Origin of the sequence: Streptomyces luteosporeus (genome assembly GCF_039532865.1) — a bacterium.
GTDB lineage: Bacteria > Actinomycetota > Actinomycetes > Streptomycetales > Streptomycetaceae > Streptomyces > Streptomyces luteosporeus.
The window spans coordinates 1-26,713 of record NZ_BAAASL010000002.1; the positions used below are offsets into that span (position 1 = coordinate 1).

The window sequence follows — 26,713 nt, forward strand, 5'->3', positions numbered from 1 at the left end:
TTGGTCTCGATGCCGAGGGACAGCGGGGTGACGTCGAGGAGCAGGACGTCCTTGACCTCGCCCTTGAGGACACCGGCCTGGAGCGAGGCGCCGATGGCGACGACCTCGTCCGGGTTCACACCCTTGTTGGCCTCCTTGCCGCCGGTCAGCTCCTTGACGAGCTCGGCGACGGCGGGCATGCGGGTGGAACCGCCGACCAGGACCACGTGGTCGATCTCGGACAGGCTGATGCCGGCGTCCTTGATGACGTTGTGGAACGGCACCTTGCAGCGCTCGAGCAGGTCGGCCGTCAGCTGCTGGAACTGGGCGCGCGTGAGCTTCTCGTCCAGGTGCAGCGGGCCCTCGGCGGACGCCGTGATGTAGGGCAGGTTGATCGAGGTCTCCGTGGAGGAGGACAGCTCGATCTTCGCCTTCTCGGCGGCCTCGCGCAGACGCTGCAGCGCCATCTTGTCCTTGGACAGGTCGACGCCGTGGCCGGAGGCGAACTGCTTGACCAGGTAGTCGACGACGCGCTGGTCCCAGTCGTCACCACCGAGGTGGTTGTCACCGTTGGTGGCCTTGACCTCGACGACGCCGTCGCCGATCTCCAGCAGCGAGACGTCGAAGGTGCCGCCACCGAGGTCGAAGACGAGAATGGTCTGGTCGTCCTTGTCGAGACCGTAGGCCAGGGCGGCCGCGGTGGGCTCGTTGACGATGCGCAGGACGTTCAGGCCCGCGATCTCGCCGGCCTCCTTGGTGGCCTGGCGCTCGGAGTCGTTGAAGTACGCCGGGACGGTGATGACCGCGTCGGTGACCTTCTCACCCAGGTAGGCCTCGGCGTCCCGCTTGAGCTTCTGCAGGATGAAGGCGCTGATCTGCTGGGGGTTGAAGTCCTTGCCGTCGAGGTTGATCTTCCAGTCGGTGCCCATGTGGCGCTTGACCGAGCGGATCGTCCGGTCGACGTTGGTCACGGCCTGGCGCTTGGCGACCTCACCGACCAGCACCTCGCCGTTCTTCGCGAAGGCGACGACGGACGGCGTGGTCCTGGCGCCCTCGGCGTTGGTGATGACGGTGGGCTCACCGCCTTCGAGAACACTGACGACGGAGTTCGTCGTACCCAGGTCGATGCCGACCGCACGTGCCATGTCGATTCCTCCAGCTGACTTGAGTGGAACAGACTCAAGGGTGCAACAGGGAGGCAAACCTGTCAACAGACATGAGCCGGACCGGCTCAAGCTTTATGCGGCACTTACTGGCAGTGGCGGACGCTCACGCTGCACGCCCCCGGGGGCAAGGGTTGCCTTGCGCGACACAGATCACCGGCGATGCGGGTATATCGCGCGCGCGAGAGTGAGTAGTCTCGTACGGACTGGATAAGTTACCGATTAGTAATCCCGCTTTCGCAGCCCGAGGAGCCACCCATGCAACTCGCCGCGATCATCGTGTCGCTGGCCCTAATGGCGGTCGGCATCGCGCTGTTCGGCCGTGCCCTCCTCCAGATCTACCGGCACATGCGGCTGGGCCAGCCCGTCCCCGCCGGCACGCGGACGGACGAGCCGGTGCAGCGCACCGTGACGGTGGTCAAGGAGTTCCTCGGCCACACCCGCATGAACAAGTGGGGCGTCGTCGGCGTCGCGCACTGGTTCGTGGCGGTGGGCTTCTTCTCGCTGCTGCTGACCATCGTCAACGCCATCGGACAGCTCTTCAAAGCCGACTGGCTCCTGCCGATCATCGGCGACTGGACGCCCTACAACGTCTTCGTCGAATTCCTCGGCACGATGACCGTGCTCGGCATCCTGACGCTCATCGTCATCCGGCAGCTGAACCGGCCGGGCGGCGCCGGCCGCAAGTCCCGCTTCGCCGGCTCCAACACCGGCCAGGCGTACTTCGTCGAGTCCGTCATCCTCATCGTCGGCGTCTGCATCTACGTGCTGCACGCCCTTGAGGGCGCCCAGCACCACGTCGACGGCTACGAGGCATCGTTCTTCCTCTCCTACCCGGCCGTCTCGTGGTTCGAAGGAATGGACGTCTCCACCCTCCAGAACCTCACCTACTTCTTCGCCGGCCTGAAGATCGCGACGTCCTTCATCTGGATGATCACGGTCTCGCTGAAGACGGACATGGGTGTGGCCTGGCACCGCTTCCTGGCCTTCCCCAACATCTGGTTCAAGCGCGAGGCGAGCGGCGACGTGGCCCTCGGCGCCCTGCAGCCGATGACGAGCGGCGGCAAGCCGATCGACTTCGAGGACCCGGGCGAGGACGACGTCTTCGGCGTCTCGAAGATCGAGGAGTTCTCCTGGAAGGGCATCCTCGACTTCTCCACCTGCACCGAGTGCGGCCGCTGCCAGTCGCAGTGCCCCGCCTGGAACACCGGCAAGCCGCTCTCCCCCAAGCTGCTGATCATGTCGCTGCGCGACCACGCGCACGCCAAGGCGCCGTACCTCCTCGCCGGCGGCGGCAAGAACGCCGAGGGTGAGGAGAAGGCGAGTGCGGAGCAGCTGAAGGACGTCCCGGCCGCCGCCCTGGCCGAGGCCGAGCGCCCGCTGGTCGGCACGCTGGAGGAGAACGGCGTCATCGACCCCGACGTGCTGTGGTCCTGCACCACGTGCGGCGCGTGCGTCGAGCAGTGCCCCGTCGACATCGAGCACGTCGACCACATCGTCGACATGCGCCGCTACCAGGTGATGATCGAGAGCTCCTTCCCGTCCGAGGCGGGCACGATGCTCAAGAACCTGGAGAAGAAGGGCAACCCCTGGGGCCTGGCCAAGAAGCAGCGCCTCGCGTGGACCAAGGAGGTCGACTTCGAGGTCCCGGTCGTCGGCAAGGACGTCGAGGACCTCACCGAGGTCGACTACCTCTACTGGGTCGGCTGCGCCGGCGCCCTGGAGGACCGCGCCAAGAAGACCACCAAGGCCTTCGCGGAGCTGCTGCACATGGCGGGCGTGAAGTTCGCCATCATGGGTGGCGACGAGGCGTGCACGGGCGACTCCGCGCGCCGCCTGGGCAACGAGTTCCTCTTCCAGCAGCTCGGCCAGCAGAACGTCGAGATGCTGAACATGGCCTTCGGCGAGGACGCCGAGGAAGGCGTCAAGGTCGAGAAGTCCAAGAAGAAGATCGTCGCGACCTGCCCGCACTGCTTCAACACGATCGCCAACGAGTACCCGCAGCTCGGCGGCGAGTACGAGGTCATCCACCACACGCAGCTGCTGCAGCACCTCGTCGACGAGGGCAGGCTGGTCCCCGTCACCCCGGTCGAGGGTCTGATCACCTACCACGACCCCTGCTACCTGGGCCGCCACAACAAGGTCTACACGCCGCCGCGCGAGATCATCGCCAAGGTGCCGGGCCTGCGCAACGAGGAGATGCACCGCCACAAGGAGCGCGGCTTCTGCTGCGGCGCCGGCGGCGCGCGCATGTGGATGGAGGAGCGCATCGGCAAGCGCATCAACAACGAGCGCGTCGACGAGGCGCTGTCGCTCAACCCCGACATCGTCTCCACCGCCTGCCCCTTCTGCCTCGTCATGCTGACCGACTCGGTCAACGGCAAGAAGAACGACGGCAAGGCCAAGGAGTCCATCCAGGTCGTCGACGTCGCCCAGCTGCTGCTGGAGTCCGTCAAGACGCCGGCCGCCCCGGAGGGCAACGGCGACGGCGACGGCGAGACGGCGGGCACGCCGTCGCCGGACCCGGAGCCGGTGAAGTAACTGCGTACGAGGCCGGGCCCCGCGATCGCTCGCGGAGCCCGGCCTTCGTCGTTCCCGTGACGACTCCCGTGACGGCGAACACACTTGATCTCAAGCATGCTTGAGGTCCTACCGTCGAAGACATGACGACGACGCAGAACACGCAGCTCACCACCCCCAAGGGCGACGACTCCAACCTCGCCGGACAGCCCGTCGGCTACTGGACGTACGCGGCCCACAAGGCCGTCATCCGGCACATCCGGGCCGCCCTGGCCACCCAGGACGTCACGCAGCCACAGTGGTGGACCCTCAACCGCACCGACCTCGTCGAGGGCGGCATGACGCAGCAGGAGCTGCGCGAGTCGCTCACCGTCCACCTCGACCACCGGCCAGAGGAGATCGACCAGGCCCTGTACGCCATGCTCTCCCGCGGCTGGCTGACCGAGGGCACCGAGGGCCGCTACGTGCTGACCGAGGCCGGCCGGGAGGCCAAGGAGCGCATCTTCGAGGTCGTGCGCAAGGTGCGCGCCGAGATCCACGCCGGTATCACGGACGAGGAGTACGCCGCCGCCCTCACCGTCCTGCGCCGCATGATCAGCAACGTGGGCGCCGACGAGCTGCTCTCGCCGGACCGCTGGCTGCCCAAGCGCTGAGCACGGGCCCGCGGCAGGGCCCGCGGCAGGGCCCCGGGCTTTCCCCTAGGGGATGTCACAGGTCGGCCGCAAAGCACGGCCCGTTCCCCCGGGGGCGGCGCCGGGCGCTCCCCGGAGCGGGTACGTTCGTTGACGTGGCTGGATTCAGGATGGGACGCGGACGGGACGAGCAGCAGCCCGGGCCCGCATGGCACGGACAGCAGCAGGCGCAGGCGCCGTACGGCGGCCAGGGCGCGCCCGGCGGGCAACCGCAGTGGCAGCAGCAGGGCGGCGGGTACGACGAGCCCGAGTACTTCGGCGGGCAGCCGCATCCGCAGCCGCACCCGCAGGGCGGCTACGACCCGTACTACGGGCAGGGGCAGGCCCCCGGCGGCGCGGACCAGACCCGGCAGTTCAGCATCGGCGAGGCCCCGGACGCGTACGGGCAGGACGCCTACGGCCCGTACGGCGGCGAGAGCGGCCCGGCCGCGCCGGCGCCGCCCCCCGGCCCGCGGCTGCACTGGAAGGACCTGCTGAGCGGCATCGTGCTGCGCCCCTCGGCCACCTTCTGGCAGATGCGCGACCACCAGGTGTGGGCGCCGGCCCTGATCGTCACGTTCGTCTACGGCCTGCTGGCCGTCTTCGGCTTCGACAAGGCGCGCGCGGACGTCCTGAAGGCCTCGCTGGGCCAGGTGCTGCCCGCCGTACTGATCACCGGCGTCATCATGGTCATCGCCGGCCTGATCCTCGGCGCGGTCACCCACACCCTCGCCCGCCAGCTGGGCGGGGACGGCATATGGCAGCCGACCGTCGGCCTGTCGATGCTGATCATGTCGATCACGGACGCGCCCCGGCTGCTCTTCGCGATGTTCCTCGGCGGCGACAGCACGCTCGTCCAGGTGCTGGGCTGGGCCACCTGGGTGGCGGCCGGCGCGCTGCTGACGTCGATGGTGAGCAAGTCCCACGACCTGCCGTGGCCGAGGGCGCTGGGCGCCTCGGCGATCCAGCTGGTGGCCCTGCTGTCGCTGATCAAGCTGGGCACGCTGTAGCGGAGCGCCTCCCCGGGACCGTGCGAAAGGGCCCGTTCCGATCTCTCGATGAGATCGGAACGGGCCCTTTCGCTACGCCCTCACGACTGTCAGGCGTCGAGGACCTGGCCCTCGCGGCGCACGACCGGCGGCTCGACCGACCACGGGAAGTTGATCCAGTCGTCGGTGCGCTTCCAGACGTACTCGCACTTCACCAGCGACTGCGGCTTCTCGTAGATGACCGCGCTGCGCACCTCGGCGACGTGGTCGAGGCAGAAGTCGTGCACCAGCTTGAGCGTCTTGCCGGTGTCGGCGACGTCGTCGGCGATGAGGACCTTCTTGTTGGAGAAGTCGATCGCGTTCGGCACGGGGGCCAGCATGACCGGCATCTCCAGGGTGGAGCCCACGCCCGTGTAGAACTCGACGTTCACCAGGTGGATGTTCTTGCAGTCCAGCGCGTAGGCGAGGCCGCCCGCGACGAAGACGCCGCCGCGCGCGATGGACAGGATGATGTCCGGCTCGTAGCCGTCGTCCGCGATGGTCTGTGCCAGCTCACGGATGGCCTGCCCGAAGATCGGGTAGGTCAGGTTCTCGCGGATGTCGCTCACGTTGCTCTTCGCCTTGTTCCCTGGTCGCTCAGACCTGCGTGCGGTGGAAATTCTGGAAGGACCGCGAGGGCGTGGGGCCCCGCTGTCCCTGGTACCGGGAACCGTGCTTCGCGGACCCGTAAGGATGCTCGACGGGTGACGTCAGCCGGAACATGCACAGCTGGCCGATCTTCATCCCCGGCCACAGCTTGATCGGCAGGGTCGCCATGTTCGACAGCTCCAGCGTCACGTGCCCGGAGAAGCCCGGGTCGATGAAGCCGGCCGTCGAGTGGGTCAGCAGCCCCAGCCGGCCGAGGCTGGACTTGCCCTCCAGTCGCGAGGCGACGTCGTCGGGGAGCGTGATCACCTCGTACGTCGAGGCCAGCACGAACTCACCGGGGTGCAGGATGAACGCCTCGTCGCCCTCCGGCACCACCTCGCGCGTCAGGTCCGGCTGCTCGACGGCCGGGTCGATGTGCGGGTACCGGTGGTTCTCGAACACCCGGAAGTAGCGGTCCAGCCGCACATCGATGCTCGACGGCTGCACCATCGATTCGTCGAACGGGTCGATCCGCACACGGCCGGCGTCGATCTCGGCCCGGATGTCCTTGTCTGAGAGAAGCACGCTTCGAGGATACGCAAAGAAGACAGACACCCCGACAACGCGGGCCCGGCCCCTGCCGGGCCGGGCCCGCACCGGCCTCACCGCTTCTGCGACCCCACCGGCACCGACTGCCGCAACCGGGCACAGCGCGGGCAGCGCAGGAGCCGCCCGGGGCCGATCCGGTCGGGGCCGAGGTGCTGCATCGGGAACGAAGCGGTGCTGAACACGTGCCCTTCGGCACAACGAACGACGGTGCGCTCCATCGAGCTCCCTTTCCCCATGGCCGACACGAAAGGACAAAAGCCACATTAAGGGATGCGTCGGACCCTCCTGAAGGCGGCACCCCGACCACTCCCCGGCCGTTTGCCGCGCCCCCACGGTACGCCCCAACTCCCGGCCCCCACCGCCGGTATCCCCCCGCCCCGCACACCCCTCTCACACAACGACGGAACCCCCGGGCAGATGCACCGGGGGTCCGTGATGAGGTACAGTGTGCGACGATGAGACGCCCTGACGGGCGTCCCGCGCGGGCGTAGTTTAATGGTAGAACATGAGCTTCCCAAGCTCAGAGCGCGAGTTCGATTCTCGTCGCCCGCTCCACGCGAAAAGGCCCAGGTCAGTGACCTGGGCCTTTCTTCGTTGTCTGGACCACTTCAGGTGTCTCGTACCAGATCCGTGCCAGGAGCTTCGCCGTCGGACCGCCGAGCACGGCCGCAAGCGCCACCAGCTTGAGACGTGCTGGGACGACAGGAAGCTCGACGCCTACGTCACCTACCGTCGACAGGATCAGGGCCAGCATCTTCCTCGAGGTGGAGTTGTACGAGCACCGCACTGGGCTACACGAGAGCGATCGTGAAGAGACGACCATCAAGACCGACATGTCTGAGGCCGGCCGCCCGCGAGGGCGTGCCTTCGAGCGTCTCATGCTGCTCGGGGGTGACGACGTCGTAGAAGCCGCTCACGAGCCTCAATGCAGCAGCCCTTGAGATCGACTGGCAGGCAGTCGGCAAGCTGGAGGGAGACCTGACTGCGTGGCGCGACCGGAACCGAGCTGCCTTCCGGCTGATCAACAGCTTCCACGACACTGCACGAGCAGACCTAGCCGTACGGGAAGCGTCACAGGCAGCGACCACCCGGAAACGGGACCTGCTCTTGCCACCCTCCGCATACCTCCAGGACAGCTGGGCCGACTACCTCGCAACTCGACATGCGTAGCCGTTCAAAGGCCTTGCCGGGTCAGGGGATGATTCGATATTCGAATTGAAGATCGTAAAAGGATTCAGCGTGGATGTGCTGGCCCCCGACGCGGACGTAGTCAGCGGGCATCTTGATGTAGTGCATCATGCCGTGCGTTTCTCCCCATCGGGCTTCCATATTGAGCGTGATTTCATCGACGTTCTTGGTGTTGACGTCCCAGGCCACGCCGGCGTCGACAGGGAAGTGGGCGCCGTCGCTGGTACTGCTGGTACTGGTGATCTGCGTGCCCAGGAGGTGAAGGGTGACCGTCTGGTTCAGTGTTTCGTCGCCGCACCGGTAGCGGATGGGGACGAAGAAGGGTGTTCCGGGCGCGGTGTGGCGCAGGGTGCGTGTGGTGTTGGTGAATTCGGCGGTTTCGCCGACCCGGGCGAGGTCGCCGTTGGTGAGGGTGCGCAGGGTGAAGGACATGGGGACGTAGTCCTTCATATCCGGCACAGACTTGAAGTACTCCTCCAGTTTTCCGGTCCTGATCAGGTTGGAAATGGCCGTGGAATCACCACCCTGCGTGATGATCATGACCCGGGAGGTGTTGAGGATGTTTTCGTACTCAGCCCTGACGCTGGCCTCGGCTTTAGCGATCCCGTTGTAGGAGGCCTTGATCGCTGCTTGGGCTTTGAGAGAGTCAGCAGTTGTGGTGAGAGTGAAGATCAGTGAGCGGCCGTAGGAAACGTTCGCGATGTAGAGCGGCGGATTGGTCTTGCCAATCTGCCCGAGGTCTTCCAACTCCTTGATCATCTCGCGGGTCAAACTCTTGGTAAACCAGGAGCTGGGGGTGGACTTGCGGACGACCGAGACGGTGAAAGCGCGCTGGAGGAAAACGGCGAGAATGGTGTGCTCGCTGTGCTTCTTCTCGATCTTGCCGGAGGCCTTGCCATCGAAGCCCATGTAGCTGGCGGAAACATCGACTTCGAGGAGTGCGGACTGGATCGAGTTCGCCTCCTTTACGTCGGAATACGTAGCCCCGGTCGGACCTTTCTTCCCCTCGACCATGGCGCGGATTGCGTCGCGGACAGTGCCCAGGTTCGGGTTCGGGACAGTCTTGGAGTCTTTGGCGCCCAGCGCATCGATGGACACCTCGATGGGCGTCCGCTCCGGGATAACGATTTCCGTAAGGGTGCCGTGCGAGGCCGGGCCGCCCTGGACGAAAGCGCCGGGCCACAACACGTCGGCGCTGGGGTCATTGAGTACCAGGTAGCGCGGGGTCTTGCTCAGCGACCACTTCTGACTAGTGGTGGTGTACCACTTGCCGCCCTCCTGCTCGTGGCTGATCTTCGGGTCCCCGACCTTCTTGCGGACGACACCCTTGACCTGGGGGGCGACCTTCTCCCACTTCTCCAAGCCGAGGAGATACGAGGTCATGCTGAACGGCTTGTTGTCTCCGTCGGCATTGAGGACCATTTCGACCATTGGCACCGACCCGGCGAGCGCGGTAACCCGCACCGCGGGAACAGCACCGTCCACCAGATCGGGCATAGCCACCGACACTTCGGTGTCGCCGACGGCCGCGGTGAGTAGACCGTCGGGTAGCAGGACCGGCAGATCCCACAAGTGGGTCCAGTCAGACTCGGCGCCAACCACCCCGTCGGCGCCGGCGACAGCATCACCATCCGGAGCGTCCAGGCGCTGAAGCTCGTAACGGTCAGCGCCGGGCACCGCAGGCCACCTCACGTGGAACATGCGGTCCCCGGCCGGGAACACTCCCGCCTCCACTTGCGCGGCAGGGGCTTCGGTCTTCGGAGTAGCCATTCACGCCTCGCAGGGGAGCGGCAAGAGGGATACGAGCAACAGCGAACAGGTTGGTCACTACAAGCCAGGCTAGAGATCCATAACGGGACGAAACGGTTTTTCGGATCCGCTCGGCGTGTCCGCTCCAGGGCACAGTTGACGGTGACGGGTCTTGGTCCGTCACCGAGAGGAATACCGCACCTTCGAAATTCCGCCCCCCCTCAACGCTCTGGGCTGAGACCGGCGGGAAGCGGAATCGGCTGCGGACCTGGACGAAGGAACGCGGTCTGGAGATCCACCCGGGCCCCAGCGCATAACGCTGCTTCGCCCTCGGCAAGGCCGCCGCCGGCACGTTGTCACGGGCGAAGGCCTCGAATGCACCGTGCTGCCACCCTGATCAAGATCTGGCGGCTGGGCGGCCCTGTCAGTGCGGGATGTGACGCTGTCGTGGACAGGCGGCAAATGGTCCTGCGCGACGGCACCGTCGCCACCCCCGAGATCGTCCGAGCCGCCCGCGACATGCTCCCCAACCCCGAGCACCTCGTTCGCCAAGCTCCTCGACGTCAGCCCCGGCACCCTCCACAACCACATCCCCGACCTGCAAGAACTCCGCGCCTGCGGCCGCATCCCCGGACAGTTCACCACCGGCTGACCGTGGCTTGAAGGCCGGGGAGGTGTGACGCCGCCGGATCTGGCGCGTTGATCAGGCCTCAGCCTGAAGGAGTGGAACATGACAGATTCGTCCGCCACGCCCGAGCCCGAAGACGAAGATCTTGACCAGTGGAAGGGGAGCCAGCAGATCGTCAGGGACGCTGCCAGCAAGACCTCGGACCAAGCCGGAGATACCGAATCCGGCCCGTCCGACGAGCAACAGGAAGAGCTGAACGACGAGCACATCAACCCCCTCCGCTTCTTCCCGACCGAGTAGGCGTCGAGAAGCAGGCAGACTGCGCGATGGGTGTGTTCTGCCTCCAGCCGCGACGTCGCGCGAGCGGAGTCGTCCTGAAAGGTACTGCCCTAGCTCCAGCCGGGCGCTCCGGCGCTACCCAGGGCAGCCCGGCGGTCCCGGCCCAGCGCAAAGCCCTCCGTGAGTACGAGAACTGGGTCAGCGCGCTCGCGCTGGCTCGACCGTGCTCGTTCTCACGGATAACCGCTGCACCGATGCTCCTCAAAGCCGGCTCCCGCTACTGGCCGTTCCGATCCTCTCTGGAGGCCGTTTCCGGCAGCGTCACGGGCGAGCCCCACCCTGAGAGAGGCCTGCCGACCGCTCGTTCTCAAGCCTCAGCGACCAGCCGTTGTCTTGCCCTTCCCAAGGGTCAGAGCCTCAGCGGGTGTGCGATGCGCTGACTCCGTCCCGGGCGACGACCCAAACGACTACGAAAAGTGGCACAAATACAACAGCGAGGACAACTGCTCCCACAGCCACCAACACATGGTGCAGGGGCTCCGTGCGATAGCGGTCCTGCCTGAGGAACAAGACGCCCACGACAGCCAAGATGCCGGTCACCTGCAGTGCAAGCCACACGTAGCCGCACTGAACCAGAACCACAAACGCCAGGACCGCTGTGGAAGGTGCCCGCCACTCCAGCGTTTGAGCGACGTCCGAGCCGATATGCCTCCTCTTCGGCAGCGCAAGCAATGCCACCATGAGCAGTGTCGCCGCCGGGAGGCCTATCAGGTCAGGACGTCCATCTATCCACGTTGCGGTGTGACGCGTCCAGCCCGATGGGATCGCCAGGGCATCGCAGATGAAGGCCGCTCCTCGAAGGGGCGTACCACCATGCTTGACCCCCATCACTGCCGACAGGGCCGCCAGTGAGGCCACAGCCCGGTACGCCGCCGATGCGACGCTCAGAGAACGGGCCTCCTTCGCGAATTTGTTCACCGTGGTCGTCGGGGAGGACACGAAGGCGGTTTCCGCCTGAATCACATCACGCCCAGCTTCACCACTCATACGGTTGTTGATGACTCGCCGCTCGCTCATGCGCCGAAGGTACGCCCGATCCATTGACGACCCCTTCAAGCGGGCCAAGGCCGCCGATGCCGCTGCTCGGGTAGGCAGCTTGCCAGGCGGTCGCGGCCGGCCATCCGACGGACCCGTCCCGCCACTGCGCACAAGTACAGACCGTGCCAGATGCGTGCCAGAACGGCCGGTAAACCGCGGTCAACCTCGGCTTCCCAAGGAACACCGACCGGAGGACGAGGCGCCATAACGTGCAGGTCAGCGGCTGTCGGTGCTCCGGAGGGTCGGTGATTCCCAAGCTCAGAGCGCGAGTTCGATTCTCGTCGCCCGCTCTTGAAGGAAGGCCCAGGTCAGCGACCTGGGCCTTCCTCTTTTAGTACAGGGCATCCCCCATCGGGGAGTCCTCGCCGGTGACGTAGGCGCGGATCGACGCCAGGTACTCGTGGCGGCCGACCCGGCCGTCGCCGTCGGCGTCCAGCGCGTCGAATGCCGCCTCCGCGTTGTCCGCACGGTTGCCCAGCGCCTGCCGCAGCATCGTGAACTCCGACCGGGTCAGGGCGCCGTCCTGGTCGGCATCGGCGAGGTCGAACAGGGCGCCGAGCGCGTACTGGCAGAGGGTGTCGAACTTCTCGGCGTCGACCCACGCCGCGTACTCGTCGAAGGTCATCACGCCGTCGCCGTTCGCGTCCATCGCCGCCCATGCGCGTTCTCCGGTGGCGCGTGCAGCGATGACCAGCGGGTCGTCGTCCTTGCGTCCGGTCGCCTCGGTGGCCCGCTCGATCCGGACGAAGTAGTCGTGCCGGGAGGCGACTCCGTCTCCGTCCATGTCCAGCATCGCGAAAACGCGCCCCTTCGCGGTGGTGAGGTCCACGAGGGCTGCCTGCGGCTCTGCGGGGGAGAGGGACATCCGGGGGCCTTTCTTCGCGTGCGTGCGGCGGTCTTGTCCGTGCGCGTCCGGCTGTCCTTACCCGGCATGCTCCGTGGTCCATGCGGCCGGCGGCGTACAGCGCCCCGTCCGGTGAGGCACTGACACAGACACCGGCGCCCGGTGCGGTGCGTGCGCGGGCCGGCGTTGTCCCGCTCCCCTCATGACGGCCCGCAGGCCGGCCGGGCCGGCCTGCGCGTCGTGAGGAACACCGACGCCACGGCGACGGCGAGGGCGGTGGCGTGGAGGGGCAGGGGGGAGAGGGCCGGGCCCGCGACGCCGCCGAGCATGGCGAACGTGGTGGCAGTCGCGGTGGCCCGGGACGCCGCGTGCTGCGGGCGGGCGCGGGTGACGGTGGCCATGGCGGCGCCGTTGGCCAGTCCCAGACCGCAGCCGACCAGGGCGCAGGAAACGGCTGTGAGCCACACGGGGCCGCCGTGCCCGGGGCCGCTCGGGAGCAGCCCGGCGGCGAGGCAGAGCAGCCCGGTACGCATCAGGGGAGGTCCGTCACCCGGGTCCCGGGCGCGGGCGGCCGCCCAGCGGCCCGTGAACACTGCGGGGGTCACGGCCGGCAGGGTGACCAGAGCCGCCCGGAACGGGCTCAAGGAGTGCGACCGGGTCAATTCGAAGTACGTCAGGTACGTGAACAGCGAGTTGGCGCAGAAGAGCACCAGCAGCACGCACAGGGCACGACGGGTTTCGGGCCGGTGGAGCAGCTCGTGGTCGAGGGCGAAGTCGGCGCGGTGCCGGGCGCGGTGGAGGAGTACGGCGAGGTGACCCTGCTCGCCTCCCAGCAGACCGCCTGTGCGACCGCCCAGGGCCTCACCTCGGCCTCAGGGCCCACCACAGTGACCATCACCCGCCTCTGACCGCTGATCACTGACCCCGCCAGGCTGTTCGACCCCGCCGCAACCCCACGGGACGCGGCGGGGTTATTTTCTTAGGAGTTACTTTCTTACTTGCGCAATTGGGGAACCGCGGGCCACCCGGCCCCGTTTTCTGCAGTGACGCAAGAGAAGACGCACCAGCACTGGAGGACGTTGATGGGCGTGGCCTTGACCAAGGGCGGCAACGTGTCGCTGTCCAAGCAGGCGCCCGGTCTGACCACGGTGACGGTCGGGCTCGGATGGCAGGTGCGGGCGGGGGCAGGGGCCGGCGACGGCTTCGACCTGGACGCCAGTGCACTGCTGTGCGGGGCGAACGGCACGGTGCTCTCCGACCAGCACTTCGTCTTCTTCAACAACCTCCGCAGCCCCGACGGCTCGGTGGTCCACACCGGCAACGCGAGCGGTGGCGGCAGCGGCGGGGACAACGAGCGGATCCGCGTCGACCTCGCCCGCGTGCCCGCCGAGGTGACCCGCATCGTCTTCCCGGTCTCGATCTACGAGGCCGCGCAGCGCGGGCAGAACTTCGGGCAGCTCGCCGGCGCGTACATCCGCGTCGTCGACGAGGACGGCGGGGGCTCCGAGCTCGCCCGCTACGACCTGAAGGCCGACGCCTCCGCCGAGACCGCGATGGTCTTCGGCGAGCTGTACCGCCACGGCGCCGAGTGGAAGTTCCGCGCGATCGGCCAGGGGTACGCCTCCGGGCTCGCCGGCATCGCCACCGACTACGGCGTCGACGTCCTGCGGGAGGCCGCGGCCCCCGCACCCGTACCAACGCACCAGCACACCCCAGGGAGTTCCCCCGTGACGTGTTTCTTCGACGCCGGCCACGGCCCCGGTGCCGTCTCCGTGATGTGGTCGCCGCAGTGGGGCGTCGCCCGCCCCGTGGACGCGTGCCACGGCTGCGCCCAGCGCGTCCAGACCACCGCCCCGCCGTACTACTCGGCCCCGCCCCAGGCCGGCTACCCGCAGCAGGGCTACCCGCAGGCCGGCTACCCGCAGCAGGGGTACCCCCAGCAGCCCCAGCAGGGCTACCCGCAGCAGCCGCAGGGCCAGCCCGGTCAGCCCGGTCAGCAGGGCCAGGGCCGCCGCTTCGGCACCGGTGCCCTCATCGGCGCCGGCGCGGCCGGCCTCGTCGGCGGTGCGCTGCTGAACGAGGCGATGAGCGACGACGAGCCCGAGGTGATCGTCAACAACTACTACGAGGGCGACGACTACTAGGCCGCTCCGGCGGGCCTTCTGGGCGGCACGCCACGACGCGCCCGCGGACGGAGTGCCGTGCTGCGCCCGGGCCCCGGGATGGCGCGTCGGCTGCAGGCCGTTGGTGGCTTGTCGCGCAGTTCCCCGCGCCCCTTGCGGGGCACCGGCCGATCCGCGGTACCCCCGCGCCCCATAGGGGCGCGGGGAACTGCGCGCTCAGCCACGACGCGCCCGCAGCCAGAGTCAGTCGCCGGGAGGCTCCTCGTACGGGGCCTCCTCCATCAGCCGTTCGCCGATGTCGTCGGACCACTCCTGCGCCCAGCGGCGCAGCTCCGCGATCTGCTCCTCGTCCAGGCCGTAGGCGGCGAAGAGGCGGTCGTCGAGGAGTTCGACAGTCTCCAGCCGAGCCCGCAGGTCCGTGAGGTCGAAGTCGTCCCAGGCTCGGCTGCGGCCGAGTTCCTCGAGTTCGATGCGCGACCAGCGGCCGGTGGCGGAGGCGGCGTGGACATCGACGAGGTCGCGGGGGTAGCCACGGGCGGCGAGGGCGCGCACCTTGGTGCCGACGACGTCGTCGAGGGAGAGGACCGGGCCGTAGGCGGTCTGCAGCGGCGGGCGGGCCATCGTCTCCTTGAGGACGTCCACCTCGCACTCCTCGCCCGTTTCCGGGTCGGTGACGACCATGCGGGCCGAGATGGGCTCGGTCTCGAGCGCGCTGACCCGCCAGCCGCGTTCGATCAGACCGCGATGCAGGGCTGCCGCAATGTCCGCCATCGGAACCTGAGCCTCGGTGGCCAGGTCGAGGTCGTTGCTGAGCCGCTCCACCAGTCCGTGGGCTTGCACCGCGTACCCGCCCGTGAGGACGAGCGGGTACGGGGAACCAATGGCCACGACGTCGGCGAGCAGCCGCCGGTGCAGATCGGTGATTCTCACGCGGCTGCCGAGTCCGTTCCTGCGCCGAGCTCCACGAAGGTGCATTCCCACACGTGCCGGACGTGCTTGCCGAGAAGCCTGCGCAGGAGCGGCCAGTCGGCTACCAGCAGGTCGGGATTCAGGAAACCGATCAGGTCTTCTGCCCTGCCCTCGTTGAGCAAGATCTGGTAGAGGCCCAGACGCTCACCTCGATGGTCCAAGTCGAAGCGGCGCAAGCCGGACCACACCACATGGAGCGGCGGTTCGACCACTCCGTGCGCAGGACCGGCGAGCTCCGAAAGACTGCCCGGAAGACGGGCCGCGAGCTGGGTACGGCGGAGCTCGGCGTACGACGTCCCTTGCAGCTCCGGGAGCTTCTTGTCAGTCGACATACCCGGGATTATCCCGCTTCCGCGCCGTCTCGGTCCGTAACCCGTCACCCGTCAGTGCCCCGGCCACCCGTCCAGGTGGCGGTGGACCTGCACGGCCGGGCGTACGGCCGCGGTGTGGGCGGTGGTGGGCGTCAGGGAGGTGGGGCGGGAGAGCAGGGCGGTGACCTCGGCGGCCAGGGCGTCGGCCTTGCGCTTGAGGTCGGCGGCGGGGAGCCGGGAGCGGCCGAGGTCGTCGAGGCGGCGGTGGATGCCGTCGAGCTGGCGCTGGGCGTCGGGGGTCAGGCGGGTGGGGTGGGCCGTGGAGACCACGAACTGGTAGGCGCCGGCGAGCGTCTGGCAGCCGGTGCAGTGGTCGTTGAGGGCGTGGCCCTTGTTGATGGCGTTGAGCCGGACGTTCTCGCCGGAGAGGGTGACGATCTGGAAGGACAGGGCCACCGAGCGGCAGGCGTCGTCGGCCGTGCAGCCGGCGGAGGTGGCGTCGGCGTGGTTGGCGACGCGGGCGGCGAGGACGCTGCCGAGCTGGTGGACGGCGAAGGTGTCGTGGTACTCGATGTGGTGCCGGTGGTTGGCGGTGGTGCGGGCGCCGTCGCCGATGACGGCGACCGACGAGGCGGCCTGGGCGGGCCCGGCGGTGGCGGCCGTGGCGAGGCCGGCGGCGAGCAGGCCGATCCGGACGAAGTGGCGGGTGAGGTACGGGTTCACGGGTTGCTCCTGAAAGGTCTGGCGCACGGTGCGGCGCGTGGTGTGTGGCGTCGGGTCGCCCACGGCGTGACGCCTCGGGTCGCGCACGGTGCGGCGCGTCGTGCGGCGTCGCGCACCGTGCGGCGAACGGTGTGGCTCAGGGGGTGTGGGACGCGCTGGGCGCGGGGGGCGGCGCCGACCGCGGCGGCCGCGTGGTGGCGGCCGGCGGCGGGGTGCTGGGGGCCGGGGCCGGGACGCTGGGCGCCGGGGCGGGGGCGGAGGGCGAGGGGCTGGGCGCCGGCACGGGCTTGGGGCTGGCGCTGGGCTGCGGCGCCGCCGGCAGCGCGACCGGGGCGGGCACGGGCCCGGTGCTGGGCGCGGGGGCCGGGGCGGGGCGGGGTGCCGGGGCGCCGGCGGGGGGCGCGGGTGCGGCGGAGGGGGGCGGCGAGGGCAGCCCGGGGACGGGCGGCGGGGTGCGCCAGGGCAGGGGTGCGACGACCGGCGCGCTGCCGTCGGGGCGGTGGCCGCCGATCGGGTCGGGATCCTGCCTGGTGGGGCGGGCCCCGAGCCGGTCGTCCTCGGGTGCGGACGGCACGACGGGGACGTGCGGCTGCAGGATGGGTGCGATGGGCGGCTTGGGCGGCAGCGGCTTGGGCGTGACGCCGCTGGTCCAGGCGTAGGCGAGGGTGCCGGCCACGGCGAGGACGCCGAGGACGAGGGCGGCGCGCAGCCGGGGGCGTCCGCCGGTGGCGCGCAGGGCGTTGCGGCCGAGGCGGCCCGACAGCCTGATGGACAGGTACGTCATGCCGGCGAGCGGCACGATGAGCATGAGGCTGCCGAGCACGCCGGCGAGGCCGGCCGCGATCTCGCCGTCGGCGAACGCCTCGTAGGTGCCGGTGAGTTGGGTGGTGAGCGAGCGGATGCCGGTGGCGACGAGCCGGGGCAGGTTCCACAGCGCGTACCCGGCCTCGGCGGCCAGCAGCGGGACCATGGTCAGCACCCAGGTGGTGACGATGACGCGGGTGCTGCGCTTGAGGTCGGCGACGGCGGGCTCGGGCCGGCGGCCGGGGATCATGCCGAGCAGGATCGGTTTGATCTTGCCGTAGAGGTCGGGGACGCCGGCGAGGTCGCCGAGGATGAAGTAGCCGTCGAGGCGGACGGCCGGCATGAGCTGTTCGAGCACTTCGAAGTGGCCGAGGTAGACCGCGCAGAGCAGGAAGGGCGCCCCGGTGACGAAGTACAGCCCGGTCAGCATGAGCATGAAGACGACGTTGAAGTAGACCCCGCCGAGGTCGGTGCGCAGGCGTCCGGCGCGCCCGATGCGGTAGACGTCGGTGACGTCGGTGTACATGGAGGGCCAGATCAGGAACAGGCCGCAGCCGATGCAGCCGGGTCTGGCGCCGTCGTAGTGGCAGGCCGAGGCGTGGCCGAACTCGTGGAAGAGCAGCGAGGCGACGGTGAGCCCGAAGACGGCGAGCAGCAGCAGCGGCTGGTCGAGCACGTTGAGGACGGGCGTCATGGCGCCGTGGAAGCCGAAGAGCCACACGTCCATGGCCGCGGCGAGCAGCAGGGCGGTGGCGACGACGGGCGGGCGGTGCAGCCAGGCCAGGGCGCGGGCGATGACGGCGACCTTGGGCTCGTCGAACAGGACGCGGTGGCCCTTGAGGGCGAGCAGCAGGTCCGAGCGCGGGCCGTCGACCTCGTCGCTCTCCTGGCCGGGCGGCACGGTGATGCCGAGCGGTCGGAGCTTGCTCTCGACGAGGTAGCCGACGTTCTCCGCACTGACGTCGCGGCCGAAATCGGCGCTGACGAGGCGGGCGATCTCCCGCTGGTCGCGGACGCCGTCGACGGCGGAGGCGACGAGGTGCAGCAGGCGGGAGAGCTGCACCACCTGGCCGTCGCCGCGGCGGGCGATGTACTTGGGCTCGGTGAAGCCCGAGCCCTGGTACTCGCCGTGCAGGCGCAGGCCCGCGCTGAGCCGGGGGACGACGTCCCCGGCCGCGGGCGGCTCCCCCTCCTGCGCCTGTTCCCCGTGCTCGGCCTGCCGGACGACCGGCAGTTCGAGCGTGGCGGCTTCCTCCCCCTCGTCGTACGCCGCGGAGGCGTACGGGAAGCCGCCGTATCCCGGCACCGGTGCTCCGGTCTCCCCTGTCCGCAGCCCGGAGCCGGTGGTGCCGGGCGGGAGCGTCGTCGTCCCGCCCGTCGTGCGATGGCGGCTGTGGCCGGCCTGGTGATCTCCGACCACCGTCATCTGCTCTCCCCCCTGGACGGGACGCTGCGCTCGTGGTGCCCCCCTCGGCCGGTCCGGCCGCTACCCCCCGGTGCGCGGCCGGACCGGACGGCCGGCTACTGCTTGATGGAGATCGACTGGGCGGCCTCGGACTGCGCCACCGCCCAGGGCGAGTTGTCGTTGGCCGCGAGGGACTCGTTGTGGGCGTGGACGTTCGCCACGTGCTTGGTGATGTTGGTGGTGCGGGTGAAGCTGAACTTCAGCTTGCCCAGGGCCTCGCGGCCCGGCAGCAGCTCCGCGGACTCGGCGTCGAGCTCGTGCGCGTTCATGCTCATGGTGATGCTCTCCTTCGCTACTACAGCTGGATGGCGTTACTACTGCGGGGACTTGCTGCTCCTGCTGGGGATCGCCGTTACTGCTGGATGGCGATCGTCTGCGTGGCGGCCGACTGGGCCACGGCGTCCGGCGAGCAGACGTTCAGCGCGGTCGACGTGTTGTGGGCGTGGACGTCGGCCACGTGCTTGGTGACGGTGGTGGTGCGCGTGAAGCTGAACTTCAGCTTCCCCAGGGCCTCGCGGCCCGGCAGCAGTTCGGCCGATTCGGCGTCGAGCTCGTGCATGTCGAGCATGCTGGTCCCCCTCCGGGACGACGGTTCGTCGATGAACCGTGCGGTGGCGCCCGGACGCAGGCAGGTTCCCCCCGGCCTCGCGTCCGATGCGGTCGGACGAGCTGTCCAACGAGATTGGACACTAGCGGCGTCGTCGGACGCCGCGCAAGCGCTTCCGGCGAAAGGACCTCTGGACGCCCCCCGTAGAATCGGTTCACCCGAGGCCCGATCCGACCTGAGCAGGAAGCGACCAGTCCGTGGCGAACGCACTGCAGCAGATCATCAGACAGCGCCTGGACCGTCAGGGGTGGTCGTACGGGGACGTGGCCCGCAGGGGCGGCATCCCCCGCTCGACCGTGCACCACCTGGCCACCGCCGAACGCCTGGTGCGCATGCCGCAGCCGGCCACCCTCGAAGGGCTCTCCCGCGGGCTCGACCTCCCGCTGGACACCGTGCGCCGCGCCGCCGCCGAGACCTGCGGCATCCACCTCTACCCGGCCGACGAGGACAAGACCCCGGACACCCCGCCGGACCCCGAGGTCGACCTGCTGATCGCCAGTGTCCAGCGGCTCAGCTCCGACGACCGGCGGCACGTGGCCGCCCTGGTCGAATCCCTGCTCGAACGCGGGCCCAAGGACGCCGGGAACGAGCCCCGCGGCGAGAGCTGAGCCGTAACCGGACGCCGCCCGCCCGGCACCCGGTTCCCGGAACGGTTGAATCCAGCGAATATTCGCGTCCGGCCGAGCCGCACCCCCCTTCCCCGCTATCGTCTCGATCTGCCCGAAGCCAGGGGGAATGCGTGCTCGTTGTCAGTGGAGGATCGACCTCCAACGCCGTCGTCCGGGGCCGCTCCGGGGAATCCGTGGTGCTGCTCTCCGGAGAACTGCCCGAAGTGCTCACCGACCGGAGCGTTGCCGAACTCCTCGACCTGGCAGCCGCGGTGCTGACCGGCGAGGAGATGACCATGTTCCGCGCGTGTCTGTGCGCGCTGCGCCGCGGCGAACCGCTCGGCCGGCGCCGGGTGGAGGTGGACGGCGCCGTTCTGACCATTTACGAAAGCTGATCCGCCGGCGCACAACTGCCGTACGCGGAAAGGCGGAACCGCCCCCATGCCGAACAAGGGGGCGGTTCCGTGGGCGGGTTGAGCGGCGCCGTTCAGTGCCGGTGGTGCCCGTGGCGGTGGTCGTCCTCGCCGTTGCCCGAGCCGTTGCCGGACAGGATCGGGATGTCGTCCAGGATGTGCGACAGCGGGTCGTCGCCGTCGTTGATCGTGGAGTTCTCGGTGCACATCTGCTGCTGCTGCGAGGACAGGATCGGGATGTCCTGCAGGCCGACGTTGATCAGGCCGAGGATCGACTGCGCGCCGAGCTTGCCGATGGCGATGCACGGCTTGTTGAACGAACCGTTGATCAGGCCCATCTGCGGACTCATATAGCCACTGGTATAGGTGTTCCCGTACATCTGCGTGGCGCCGTTGGCGTTCCAGACGTTACGGCCGTCACCGCTGCCGTAGCCGGGCGCGGGCGTGCCGCCGTAGGCCAGCGCGGGAGCTGCGGCTCCGCCGACTGCGGAAACCGCCACCACGGCCGTGGCCACAAACTTCTTGATCACGAGATTTCCTCAGCTCCGGTCGACGAATTGCATGAACTACCTGCCTAACCCGGGAGGTCCGGCGGAGGTTATCCGCAGTCATGCTTTCGGCCCAACAGGGGAAATCCCCCCGCCGCGGGTCCCGCACACCCGCCGCAGGGGGATTTCACCGAATGGCGCTCCGGCCGGCTCAGTGACCGTGATCGTGCTCGGAGTTGCCCGACCCGTTGCCCGAGAGGATCGGAATCTCGTCCAGGATGTGCGACAGCGGGTCGTCGCCGTCGTTGATCGTGGAGTTGTCCGTGCACTGCTGCTGCTGCTGCGACGTGAGGATCGGCACGTCCTGGATGCCGATGTTGAGCAGCGCGATGAGGGACTGGAGGCCGATCTTGCCGATGGCGATGCAGGGCTTGTTCAGCGTGCCCTGGATGAGGCTCATCTGCGGGCTTTCCTTGCCACCGGTGACGGTGTTGCCGTAACCGGTCTTCGCGCCATTGGCGTTCGCGACATCCTGGTCGTCGTCGATGGCCATCGCAGGAGTGGCCATGGCGCCGACTGCCGTAGCCGTGACGGCGGCCGTGGCGAGTACCTTCTTGAGCACGTCTATGCCTTTCGATCGAGTAGCGCCCCCACTGAGAAAGCGTTCTGAATAACTCCGGTCCATTCCCGAGGTTCCGGAGGTTCCAGAGTTTCACTCATTCGCGCCAGTAGGGGCGTTGTCACCGAAAGGCAAGAGGCATCAGCGGGTCAGCCGCCGATAGGAAAAGATGCTGGAGAGCGTCACGTAACGGTATTGTCCGCCGCGCTCACTGCGCAGTTCGCCGCGGTCGATCAGGTGCGCCACGGTCCACGGCGAGAGCCCCAGCAGGGAGGCGGCCGTGCGCACCGGGACGCTCAGCCCCTCGAAGACCGCGGGCATGGGCTCCTCCGCAGCGCGCCGGCACGCCGTGCGGTCGGCCGTCGCGTAGTCGTCGTACGTGGCGTAGGAGTCGATCGCGGCAGCAGCGTTTCGTGCCATGTCGACGCACACCATCCCCTCGGTCAGTCGTATTTACGTACCTGCCGCCAGGCTAGTCAGCTCAGCGGGAAGCGTATGAGGCTCCTTGCCGGGCGTCAAGTATGGTTTTGCCTGGCCTGCCGACCGGCTAGATACCGTGGACGTACGGCCGCGGCCGTTACCCCGGGCCCGCCGGGCCGGGTTAGCCCTCGTGGCAGGGGCGGCCACCCACTAGCCGGGCGTCAAGTAGGCTCACCCGGGGTGGCTGGTTCACGACGGACAGCAGGAGAGTGAGCCCATGGGGAGCACCCCGAAGGCGCGCAGGAGCGGCACGCGCGAACGCATCCAGAGGACGGCCCTCGACCTCTTCGTCTCACGCGGCTACGAGAAGACCTCGCTGCGGGAGATCGCCGAGGAGCTCGGGGTCACCAAGGCCGCGCTCTACTACCACTTCAAGACCAAGGAGGACATCCTCACCGCGCTCTCCGACGAGCTCGGCCGGCCGGTCGACGAGCTCGTCGCCTGGGGCCGGGAGCAGCCTCCCACCCCGGAGATCAAGCGCGAGCTGCTGCGCCGCTACAGCGAGGCGCTGCGCGACGCGGCCCCCATCTACCGGATCCTGCAGGAGAACCAGGCCACGCTGCGCGAGCTGAACATCGGCGCGGCGCTGCGGGAGCGCCTGGCGGCCGTCGGCGCGCTGCTGCAGGCCGGCGCGGGCTCGCTGGAGGGCCGGGTGCGCTGCTCCAGCGCAATGGCGGCGGTGCACTTCGGGGCACTCGACCTGGACGGACTGCCGGGCGAGAAGGAGGAGAAGCGGGCGGCCGTGCTGCGCGTCGGCCTGGAGATCCTCGACTCGGCCATCCGCGAGGAGACCGCGGCCGCCCTGGACGCCGTGGGCTGACCCGGCGGGCCCGCTCGCGGGGACGCCGCGGGCCCCGGCCTGCGCGCCCGTGCGCCGGGGGGCCGCCGGGACGCCCGTACAGGCCCTCGCGCCCCCTGCAACCCCGCTTGCATACCGGAGAGTCGGTTTCTTGATCGCCAAGCGGTCCCTCCGGCGGGGAGAATTCACCCTCCGCTTACGGAACGGTTAATTCCGTCAAGGAAGCTGCAGGCAGCGGCCCGGGCTCAGGCCACGCCCGCGGGGGTCACCTCGGGGACCTGCGCCGCGGCCCGCCGCCGCTCCGCCTCCGCCAGCGCCCTGGCCCCGCGGCCGGGGGCCATGTCGAGGCGGGCCAGCACGGAGGGCACGGCGACGCTGGGCATCACGTGCTCGTACAGCACGGTGGCGCGACGCTCCAGGTCGGCGCGCTTGTTGATCGCCTGCGACATGGTGTTGATGCCCGCGTAGGCGCCGACGATGAGCTCGGCGGTGTCGGCCGGCACGACGTGCGGGAGCACCTCCCCGCGCTCCTTGCCCTCCTCCAGGACGCGCGTGTGCAGTTCCGTCCAACCGTTGAACGGGCTGCTGCGGTTGAGGTTGGTCGAGCCGTGTTCGAGGGTCAGCCGCACGCTGCCGCGGAGGAGCGGGTCCACCAGCAGCCGGTGGGCGAAGATCATGCCCATGTCCACCAGCTCCTGCATCTTGGAGGTCCGGCCCGGCTCGCCGGCGGGCAGGTCGGTGGCCATCTGGGCGTCGATCACCGCGAGCGCCAGTTCCTCCTTGGAGGCGAAGTGGAAATACAGCGCCCCCTTGGTGACCTCGGCCCGCGCGAGGATCTCAGTGATCGTGGCGGCGTCGTAGCCCCGCTCGTCGAACACCACCGCGGCCGCTTCGAGAATGGACTGGCGAGTCCTGATCGCGCGGTCCTGCTTTGCCACGGTCTGCCTCCGGATCGATGAGATATCTCCGCCGCATCCCGGGCGGCGAGGGGCGGCACGCAACCGGCCGTCACGCCGCTGCCGCCCCTCGAAAATCAAACCGGCGAGTACGTATCGTATCAAGAGCGGCTTGGCAATCTGGCGCAATTCACTCTGTGAATTGCGCTGGAGGGCACCGTCCCGATGCTTGCAGTGGCCAACGAGCCTCCCCCGCAAGGACCGGGACGGTATCCGCGCGATCAGACCATCGTCAGCCCGCCGTCCACCGGCACCGTCGCCCCGGTGACGAACGACGCCCGGTCGCTGAGCAGCCAGGCGGCGGCCTCGGCGACCTCCTCCGGCTCCGCCGTGCGCGCCTGCGGCGTGGCGGCGTGCAACGCCTCCTCGATACCGGGCTGTTGCGCGAACCACTCCACGACCACTTCGCTGCGCGTGGTTCCCGGGGCGAGCGCGTTCACCCGGATGCCGGACGCCGCGTACTCGGCGGCCGCCGCCTTCGTCAGGCCGATGACCGCGTGCTTGGCCGCCACGTACGGGGCGGCGACCGGCGTTGCCAACAGGCCGCCCACACTACTGGTGTTGACGATCGAGCCACCGCCGGAGACGAGCATGGCGGTGATCTCGTCGCGCAGGCAGTTCCACACGCCGCGCGCGTTGACGTCCATGATGCGCTCGTAGGTGGCGTCGTCCATCAGGTGCAGCGGCGAGCGGCCCTCGCCCCAGCCCGCGTTGTTGAACGCCGCGTCCAGCCGGCCGTACCGCTCCACCGCGTACGCGACGGCGCGCGCCGTGTCGGTGCGCCGGGTGACGTCGGTGACGACGTGGGCGGCCTCGGCGCCCTTTTCCCGCAATTCGTCCACCAGTTCGCGCAAACGGTCCTCGCGCCGGGCGGCCAGCACCACCGTGGCACCCTCCCGTGCGAACACCCGTGCGGCAGCGGCACCTATGCCGCTGCTGGCGCCCGTGATGAGCGTGATTTTCCCGTGCAGCATTCCCTGCGCTATTCCCTGCGCCATTCCCTGCGTTATCCCGTGGTCGGTGGCCATGCCGTGAATTCCCTCGCTTTCCTTCACCCGTCGTTTCGCATTTCCGGGCCGGGGGCCCACAACGTGCCCGCCGACGCCTCCGCGTCGACCGTGCGCACCAGCGCCTCGTCGACGACGCGCAAGGAGTCCACCACATGCCGTACGCCCGCCTCGCGCATGGCGGCGCGCTGGAATCCGTGGGGGAAGGCGGAGGGGTGTCCCACGAAGGCGGCCCCCAGGTCGCGGGCGGCCTCCGCGACGCGGGCCACGTCGTCGAGGAAGAGCGTCTCGCCGGGGCGCAGTCCGAAGGTTTCTGCGATCTCCCGCACCCCGGGACGGAAGTCGTTGGTGCACACGTAGCCGGGGCTGTCGAAGAGGTGGGCGTGCTCGCCGAGGTGGCGGGCGAAGTGGGAGGCGTCCAGGCCTCCGTAGCAGACGGTGCGCAGGCCCAGCGACCGTAATCGGCCGACGAGTTCGACCGCGCCGTCCAGGAGCCGCACCGGGTCGTGCACGAGGTGGGCGGCGCGCTCGGCGAAGTAGACCTCCAGCACCTTCTCGGGCGGCCAGTCGACCCCCGCGGCCTCGGCCAGGGCCCGCGCGGCGATGTGCCGGGGCTGGGAGAAGACCTCCCGCTCGACCTCCGCGGTGTACCGGCCGCCCCGGGCGGTCACGAACCGGTGGATCACCGGGCTGAACGTGTCGTTGAGAAGGACGCCGTCGATATTGACGGCGGCCAGGCGTAACCGGCTCAGCTGTTCGACCACTATCGACCTCCATTGTCGGGTGAAGGCCCCGGAAAACGCGCCCGCGCGATGCGGGCGTTCCCCCCGCAGAGAGCTGAATCACATCTGGGCTGAGTGGTCGTCAACAGCCTTGTATCTTGACCCCCCGAAGGGCGTTGACCGGGGAACGGTAACACTCTAAAAGCACCCGTCCGGCGCACCCGCCTTGACCATCCGCGGTCGCCTGCCCCGCTGCACCGACCGATCCGAGGGGGAACCATGTCCCAGACCACCTCCGCCCCGACATCCCTCGCGCCCTCGCTGCCCCGGCTGACGACGACCGTCCCCCGCGAGTACGTCCACCGGGCCGCCGTGGCCGAGGTGTTGCTGACCGGGTGGCGGAAGGCGGGGCGGGACCGGTTCACGGTGTGGGCCCAATGGCCGCGCGGGCACAGCTTTTTCACGCCCGTCGAGGGCACGCTGCACGACCCGATGATGGTCGCCGAGACCGTGCGGCAGATCGGATCCCTCCTCGCCCACGCCGAATTCGACGTGCCGCTCGGACACCAGTTCCTGATGTGGCACCTGGACTGCACGGTCCGGCCCGATCACATGACCATCGGCCCGGCACCCGCCGAACTCGAACTCGACGTCGAATGCTCGCGGATCCGCATGCGGGGCGGCGTTTTCGGGGGCATGCGCTACGACGTCACCGTACGCCGCGACGGACACGTCGCCGCCACCGGCAGCGCCTCGTTCACGTGCACCTCACCCGAGGTCTACCGCCGGCTGCGCGGCCCCCGGCTGCCCGGCACGCCGACGGTGACGACCGCGCCGGTGGTGCCGCAGCAGGTGGGCCGCACCTACCCCTTCGACGTCGTCCTCTCGCCGGACGAGGGCGCGCCCTCGCGGTCCTGGCTGCTGCGGGCCGACGGCCGCCATCCCGTCCTGTTCGACCATCCGGTGGACCACATCCCCGGCATGGTGCTGCTGGAGGCCGCCCGGCAGGCGGCCACCGCCCTCGCCCCCTGGCCGGTCGTCCTGCCGGTCTCGCTCAGAAGCTCCTTCCACCGCTACGCCGAGCTCGACAGCCCCGTCCACATATCCGCCGACCCTGTGGAGGAGACCGACGCCGGCGGCACCCTCACGCGGATCAGCGGTCACCAGGACGGCGCATTGGTCTTCACCTGCTCGCTCGTCTGCGAGCACCCCTGCGCGGCCGCTTGACGGACCCGTCCGGGTCACCCGCCGCGTTTTCCCCGCCGCCCGCCGCCG

32 protein-coding genes and 1 tRNA gene are annotated in these 26,713 nt (G+C 69.2%); 11 read left to right on the forward strand and 22 right to left on the reverse strand.

Annotated features, from left to right (window positions below; translation table 11 throughout):
- On the reverse strand, window positions 1–1,124 hold a 1,124-nt coding region (dnaK, locus tag ABD361_RS02140), incomplete at its 3' end, for a molecular chaperone DnaK (protein ID WP_344432890.1).
- Between the two features lie 276 nt (window positions 1,125–1,400).
- On the opposite strand from dnaK, the gene ABD361_RS02145 reads away from it, so the two are divergent.
- From ABD361_RS02145 to ABD361_RS02155, 3 genes are all read left to right on the forward strand, one after another.
- A complete protein-coding gene (locus ABD361_RS02145) occupies window positions 1,401–3,683 on the forward strand; it encodes a (Fe-S)-binding protein (protein ID WP_344432891.1) in 2,283 nt (760 codons plus the stop codon).
- A gap of 122 nt (window positions 3,684–3,805) precedes the next feature.
- Window positions 3,806–4,315 carry a MarR family winged helix-turn-helix transcriptional regulator gene (locus tag ABD361_RS02150; protein WP_344432892.1) on the forward strand — a complete coding sequence of 170 codons (510 nt, stop codon included), beginning with the start codon at window positions 3,806–3,808 and terminating at the stop codon, window positions 4,313–4,315.
- A gap of 149 nt (window positions 4,316–4,464) precedes the next feature.
- Window positions 4,465–5,343, forward strand: coding sequence for a Yip1 family protein (locus tag ABD361_RS02155; RefSeq protein WP_344433263.1), 879 nt, complete (start codon window positions 4,465–4,467; stop codon window positions 5,341–5,343).
- An 89-nt stretch (window positions 5,344–5,432) separates the two neighbouring features.
- Here ABD361_RS02155 and ABD361_RS02160 read toward each other — a convergent pair whose 3' ends face one another.
- The 3 genes from ABD361_RS02160 to ABD361_RS02170 form a co-directional block, all read right to left on the reverse strand.
- On the reverse strand, window positions 5,433–5,930 hold the full coding sequence (locus ABD361_RS02160) for a phosphoribosyltransferase (RefSeq protein WP_344432893.1): 498 nt from the start codon (window positions 5,928–5,930) through the stop codon (window positions 5,433–5,435).
- 28 nt (window positions 5,931–5,958) lie between these two features.
- The gene (dcd, locus tag ABD361_RS02165) at window positions 5,959–6,534 is read right to left on the reverse strand and encodes a dCTP deaminase (RefSeq protein WP_344432894.1); all 576 of its coding nucleotides are present in this window, start codon (window positions 6,532–6,534) and stop codon (window positions 5,959–5,961) included.
- Between the two features lie 77 nt (window positions 6,535–6,611).
- Window positions 6,612–6,776: a hypothetical protein gene (locus tag ABD361_RS02170; protein ID WP_344432895.1), complete on the reverse strand. Its 165-nt coding sequence runs from the start codon at window positions 6,774–6,776 to the stop codon at window positions 6,612–6,614.
- A 263-nt stretch (window positions 6,777–7,039) separates the two neighbouring features.
- Here ABD361_RS02170 and ABD361_RS02175 point away from each other — a divergent pair.
- Window positions 7,040–7,113: transfer RNA gene (locus tag ABD361_RS02175), tRNA-Gly, on the forward strand.
- Between the two features lie 16 nt (window positions 7,114–7,129).
- Here the strand turns inward: ABD361_RS02175 and ABD361_RS02180 are convergent.
- The 3 genes from ABD361_RS02180 to ABD361_RS02190 all read right to left on the reverse strand — a co-directional run bounded on the left by ABD361_RS02180 (window position 7,130) and on the right by ABD361_RS02190 (window position 9,423).
- Window positions 7,130–7,312, reverse strand: coding sequence for a hypothetical protein (locus ABD361_RS02180; protein WP_344432896.1), 183 nt, complete (start codon window positions 7,310–7,312; stop codon window positions 7,130–7,132).
- A 37-nt stretch (window positions 7,313–7,349) separates the two neighbouring features.
- Window positions 7,350–7,475 (reverse strand): hypothetical protein, encoded by a 126-nt coding sequence (locus tag ABD361_RS02185; RefSeq protein ID WP_344432897.1) that lies wholly within the window; start codon window positions 7,473–7,475, stop codon window positions 7,350–7,352.
- Window positions 7,476–7,749: 274 nt separating this feature from the next.
- A complete protein-coding gene (locus ABD361_RS02190) occupies window positions 7,750–9,423 on the reverse strand; it encodes a thiol-activated cytolysin family protein (RefSeq protein WP_344432898.1) in 1,674 nt (557 codons plus the stop codon).
- An 802-nt stretch (window positions 9,424–10,225) separates the two neighbouring features.
- On the opposite strand from ABD361_RS02190, the gene ABD361_RS02195 reads away from it, so the two are divergent.
- Complete coding sequence (locus ABD361_RS02195; protein ID WP_344432899.1) at window positions 10,226–10,423, forward strand: hypothetical protein; 198 nt, start codon at window positions 10,226–10,228, stop codon at window positions 10,421–10,423.
- A gap of 396 nt (window positions 10,424–10,819) precedes the next feature.
- On the opposite strand, the gene ABD361_RS02200 is transcribed toward ABD361_RS02195, so the two are convergent.
- From ABD361_RS02200 to ABD361_RS02210, 3 genes are all read right to left on the reverse strand, one after another.
- Window positions 10,820–11,479 (reverse strand): hypothetical protein, encoded by a 660-nt coding sequence (locus ABD361_RS02200; RefSeq protein ID WP_344432900.1) that lies wholly within the window; start codon window positions 11,477–11,479, stop codon window positions 10,820–10,822.
- Between the two features lie 352 nt (window positions 11,480–11,831).
- Window positions 11,832–12,365, reverse strand: coding sequence for an EF-hand domain-containing protein (locus tag ABD361_RS02205; RefSeq protein ID WP_344432901.1), 534 nt, complete (start codon window positions 12,363–12,365; stop codon window positions 11,832–11,834).
- A 179-nt stretch (window positions 12,366–12,544) separates the two neighbouring features.
- Window positions 12,545–13,063 (reverse strand): MFS transporter, encoded by a 519-nt coding sequence (locus ABD361_RS02210; protein ID WP_344432902.1) that lies wholly within the window; start codon window positions 13,061–13,063, stop codon window positions 12,545–12,547.
- Window positions 13,064–13,090: 27 nt separating this feature from the next.
- Here ABD361_RS02210 and ABD361_RS02215 point away from each other — a divergent pair, with 27 nt between their 5' ends.
- Both ABD361_RS02215 and ABD361_RS02220 read left to right on the forward strand, forming a co-directional pair.
- On the forward strand, window positions 13,091–13,252 hold the full coding sequence (locus tag ABD361_RS02215) for a hypothetical protein (protein WP_344432903.1): 162 nt from the start codon (window positions 13,091–13,093) through the stop codon (window positions 13,250–13,252).
- Between the two features lie 174 nt (window positions 13,253–13,426).
- Window positions 13,427–14,488, forward strand: a complete 1,062-nt coding sequence (locus ABD361_RS02220; protein WP_344432904.1) for a TerD family protein — start codon at window positions 13,427–13,429, stop codon at window positions 14,486–14,488.
- 222 nt (window positions 14,489–14,710) lie between these two features.
- Here the strand turns inward: ABD361_RS02220 and ABD361_RS02225 are convergent, their stop codons facing one another.
- From ABD361_RS02225 to ABD361_RS02250, 6 genes are all read right to left on the reverse strand, one after another.
- Complete coding sequence (locus tag ABD361_RS02225) at window positions 14,711–15,397, reverse strand: nucleotidyl transferase AbiEii/AbiGii toxin family protein (RefSeq protein ID WP_344432905.1); 687 nt, start codon at window positions 15,395–15,397, stop codon at window positions 14,711–14,713.
- A complete protein-coding gene (locus ABD361_RS02230; RefSeq protein WP_344432907.1) occupies window positions 15,394–15,768 on the reverse strand; it encodes a transcriptional regulator in 375 nt (124 codons plus the stop codon). Before ABD361_RS02230 ends, ABD361_RS02225 begins: the two co-directional genes overlap by 4 nt.
- A 51-nt stretch (window positions 15,769–15,819) precedes the next feature.
- Window positions 15,820–16,470 carry a hypothetical protein gene (locus tag ABD361_RS02235; RefSeq protein WP_344432908.1) on the reverse strand — a complete coding sequence of 217 codons (651 nt, stop codon included), beginning with the start codon at window positions 16,468–16,470 and terminating at the stop codon, window positions 15,820–15,822.
- 136 nt (window positions 16,471–16,606) lie between these two features.
- Entirely contained in the window at window positions 16,607–18,700 is a 2,094-nt protein-coding gene (locus tag ABD361_RS02240) for a hypothetical protein (RefSeq protein ID WP_344432909.1), read from the reverse strand.
- A gap of 95 nt (window positions 18,701–18,795) precedes the next feature.
- A complete protein-coding gene (locus tag ABD361_RS02245) occupies window positions 18,796–19,014 on the reverse strand; it encodes a hypothetical protein (protein ID WP_344432910.1) in 219 nt (72 codons plus the stop codon).
- A gap of 77 nt (window positions 19,015–19,091) precedes the next feature.
- Complete coding sequence (locus ABD361_RS02250; protein WP_344432911.1) at window positions 19,092–19,307, reverse strand: hypothetical protein; 216 nt, start codon at window positions 19,305–19,307, stop codon at window positions 19,092–19,094.
- Between the two features lie 236 nt (window positions 19,308–19,543).
- On the opposite strand from ABD361_RS02250, the gene ABD361_RS02255 reads away from it, so the two are divergent.
- Complete coding sequence (locus ABD361_RS02255) at window positions 19,544–19,954, forward strand: helix-turn-helix domain-containing protein (protein ID WP_344432912.1); 411 nt, start codon at window positions 19,544–19,546, stop codon at window positions 19,952–19,954.
- A 131-nt stretch (window positions 19,955–20,085) separates the two neighbouring features.
- Window positions 20,086–20,349 carry a hypothetical protein gene (locus tag ABD361_RS02260; RefSeq protein WP_344432913.1) on the forward strand — a complete coding sequence of 88 codons (264 nt, stop codon included), beginning with the start codon at window positions 20,086–20,088 and terminating at the stop codon, window positions 20,347–20,349.
- Between the two features lie 92 nt (window positions 20,350–20,441).
- Here the strand turns inward: ABD361_RS02260 and ABD361_RS02265 are convergent, their stop codons facing one another.
- From ABD361_RS02265 to ABD361_RS02275, 3 genes are all read right to left on the reverse strand, one after another.
- Window positions 20,442–20,897, reverse strand: a complete 456-nt coding sequence (locus ABD361_RS02265; RefSeq protein ID WP_344432914.1) for a rodlin — start codon at window positions 20,895–20,897, stop codon at window positions 20,442–20,444.
- 169 nt (window positions 20,898–21,066) lie between these two features.
- Entirely contained in the window at window positions 21,067–21,477 is a 411-nt protein-coding gene (locus tag ABD361_RS02270; RefSeq protein ID WP_344432915.1) for a rodlin, read from the reverse strand.
- A gap of 138 nt (window positions 21,478–21,615) precedes the next feature.
- Window positions 21,616–21,894, reverse strand: a complete 279-nt coding sequence (locus ABD361_RS02275; RefSeq protein WP_344432916.1) for a hypothetical protein — start codon at window positions 21,892–21,894, stop codon at window positions 21,616–21,618.
- A gap of 277 nt (window positions 21,895–22,171) precedes the next feature.
- Between ABD361_RS02275 and ABD361_RS02280 the strand changes: the two genes are divergently transcribed.
- Window positions 22,172–22,774 carry a TetR/AcrR family transcriptional regulator gene (locus tag ABD361_RS02280; protein ID WP_344432917.1) on the forward strand — a complete coding sequence of 201 codons (603 nt, stop codon included), beginning with the start codon at window positions 22,172–22,174 and terminating at the stop codon, window positions 22,772–22,774.
- A 224-nt stretch (window positions 22,775–22,998) separates the two neighbouring features.
- On the opposite strand, the gene ABD361_RS02285 is transcribed toward ABD361_RS02280, so the two are convergent.
- The 3 genes from ABD361_RS02285 to ABD361_RS02295 all read right to left on the reverse strand — a co-directional run bounded on the left by ABD361_RS02285 (window position 22,999) and on the right by ABD361_RS02295 (window position 25,480).
- Complete coding sequence (locus tag ABD361_RS02285; protein WP_344432918.1) at window positions 22,999–23,691, reverse strand: ScbR family autoregulator-binding transcription factor; 693 nt, start codon at window positions 23,689–23,691, stop codon at window positions 22,999–23,001.
- Between the two features lie 239 nt (window positions 23,692–23,930).
- Window positions 23,931–24,683 (reverse strand): SDR family NAD(P)-dependent oxidoreductase, encoded by a 753-nt coding sequence (locus ABD361_RS02290; RefSeq protein ID WP_344432919.1) that lies wholly within the window; start codon window positions 24,681–24,683, stop codon window positions 23,931–23,933.
- A gap of 77 nt (window positions 24,684–24,760) precedes the next feature.
- Window positions 24,761–25,480, reverse strand: a complete 720-nt coding sequence (locus tag ABD361_RS02295; protein WP_425583122.1) for an HAD family hydrolase — start codon at window positions 25,478–25,480, stop codon at window positions 24,761–24,763.
- Between the two features lie 237 nt (window positions 25,481–25,717).
- Between ABD361_RS02295 and ABD361_RS02300 the strand changes: the two genes are divergently transcribed.
- Window positions 25,718–26,665 (forward strand): ScbA/BarX family gamma-butyrolactone biosynthesis protein, encoded by a 948-nt coding sequence (locus ABD361_RS02300; protein WP_344432920.1) that lies wholly within the window; start codon window positions 25,718–25,720, stop codon window positions 26,663–26,665.
- Window positions 26,666–26,713 lie beyond the last annotated feature (48 nt).

What these genes read in the sequence shown, in the direction of transcription:
- ABD361_RS02145 (WP_344432891.1), top strand. Translation starts at nt 1,401, where the DNA reads ATGCAACTCGCCGCGATCATCGTGTCGCTGGCCCTAATGGCGGTCGGC.
- ABD361_RS02150 (WP_344432892.1), top strand. Translation starts at nt 3,806, where the DNA reads ATGACGACGACGCAGAACACGCAGCTCACCACCCCCAAGGGCGACGAC.
- ABD361_RS02155 (WP_344433263.1), top strand. Translation starts at nt 4,465, where the DNA reads ATGGGACGCGGACGGGACGAGCAGCAGCCCGGGCCCGCATGGCACGGA.
- ABD361_RS02170 (WP_344432895.1), bottom strand. Translation starts at nt 6,776, where the DNA reads ATGGAGCGCACCGTCGTTCGTTGTGCCGAAGGGCACGTGTTCAGCACC.
- ABD361_RS02180 (WP_344432896.1), bottom strand. Translation starts at nt 7,312, where the DNA reads ATGCTGGCCCTGATCCTGTCGACGGTAGGTGACGTAGGCGTCGAGCTT.
- ABD361_RS02195 (WP_344432899.1), top strand. Translation starts at nt 10,226, where the DNA reads ATGACAGATTCGTCCGCCACGCCCGAGCCCGAAGACGAAGATCTTGAC.
- ABD361_RS02200 (WP_344432900.1), bottom strand. Translation starts at nt 11,479, where the DNA reads ATGAGCGAGCGGCGAGTCATCAACAACCGTATGAGTGGTGAAGCTGGG.
- ABD361_RS02205 (WP_344432901.1), bottom strand. Translation starts at nt 12,365, where the DNA reads ATGTCCCTCTCCCCCGCAGAGCCGCAGGCAGCCCTCGTGGACCTCACC.
- ABD361_RS02220 (WP_344432904.1), top strand. Translation starts at nt 13,427, where the DNA reads ATGGGCGTGGCCTTGACCAAGGGCGGCAACGTGTCGCTGTCCAAGCAG.
- ABD361_RS02230 (WP_344432907.1), bottom strand. Translation starts at nt 15,768, where the DNA reads ATGTCGACTGACAAGAAGCTCCCGGAGCTGCAAGGGACGTCGTACGCC.
- ABD361_RS02240 (WP_344432909.1), bottom strand. Translation starts at nt 18,700, where the DNA reads ATGACGGTGGTCGGAGATCACCAGGCCGGCCACAGCCGCCATCGCACG.
- ABD361_RS02245 (WP_344432910.1), bottom strand. Translation starts at nt 19,014, where the DNA reads ATGAGCATGAACGCGCACGAGCTCGACGCCGAGTCCGCGGAGCTGCTG.
- ABD361_RS02250 (WP_344432911.1), bottom strand. Translation starts at nt 19,307, where the DNA reads ATGCTCGACATGCACGAGCTCGACGCCGAATCGGCCGAACTGCTGCCG.
- ABD361_RS02275 (WP_344432916.1), bottom strand. Translation starts at nt 21,894, where the DNA reads ATGGCACGAAACGCTGCTGCCGCGATCGACTCCTACGCCACGTACGAC.
- ABD361_RS02280 (WP_344432917.1), top strand. Translation starts at nt 22,172, where the DNA reads ATGGGGAGCACCCCGAAGGCGCGCAGGAGCGGCACGCGCGAACGCATC.
- ABD361_RS02290 (WP_344432919.1), bottom strand. Translation starts at nt 24,683, where the DNA reads ATGCTGCACGGGAAAATCACGCTCATCACGGGCGCCAGCAGCGGCATA.
- ABD361_RS02300 (WP_344432920.1), top strand. Translation starts at nt 25,718, where the DNA reads ATGTCCCAGACCACCTCCGCCCCGACATCCCTCGCGCCCTCGCTGCCC.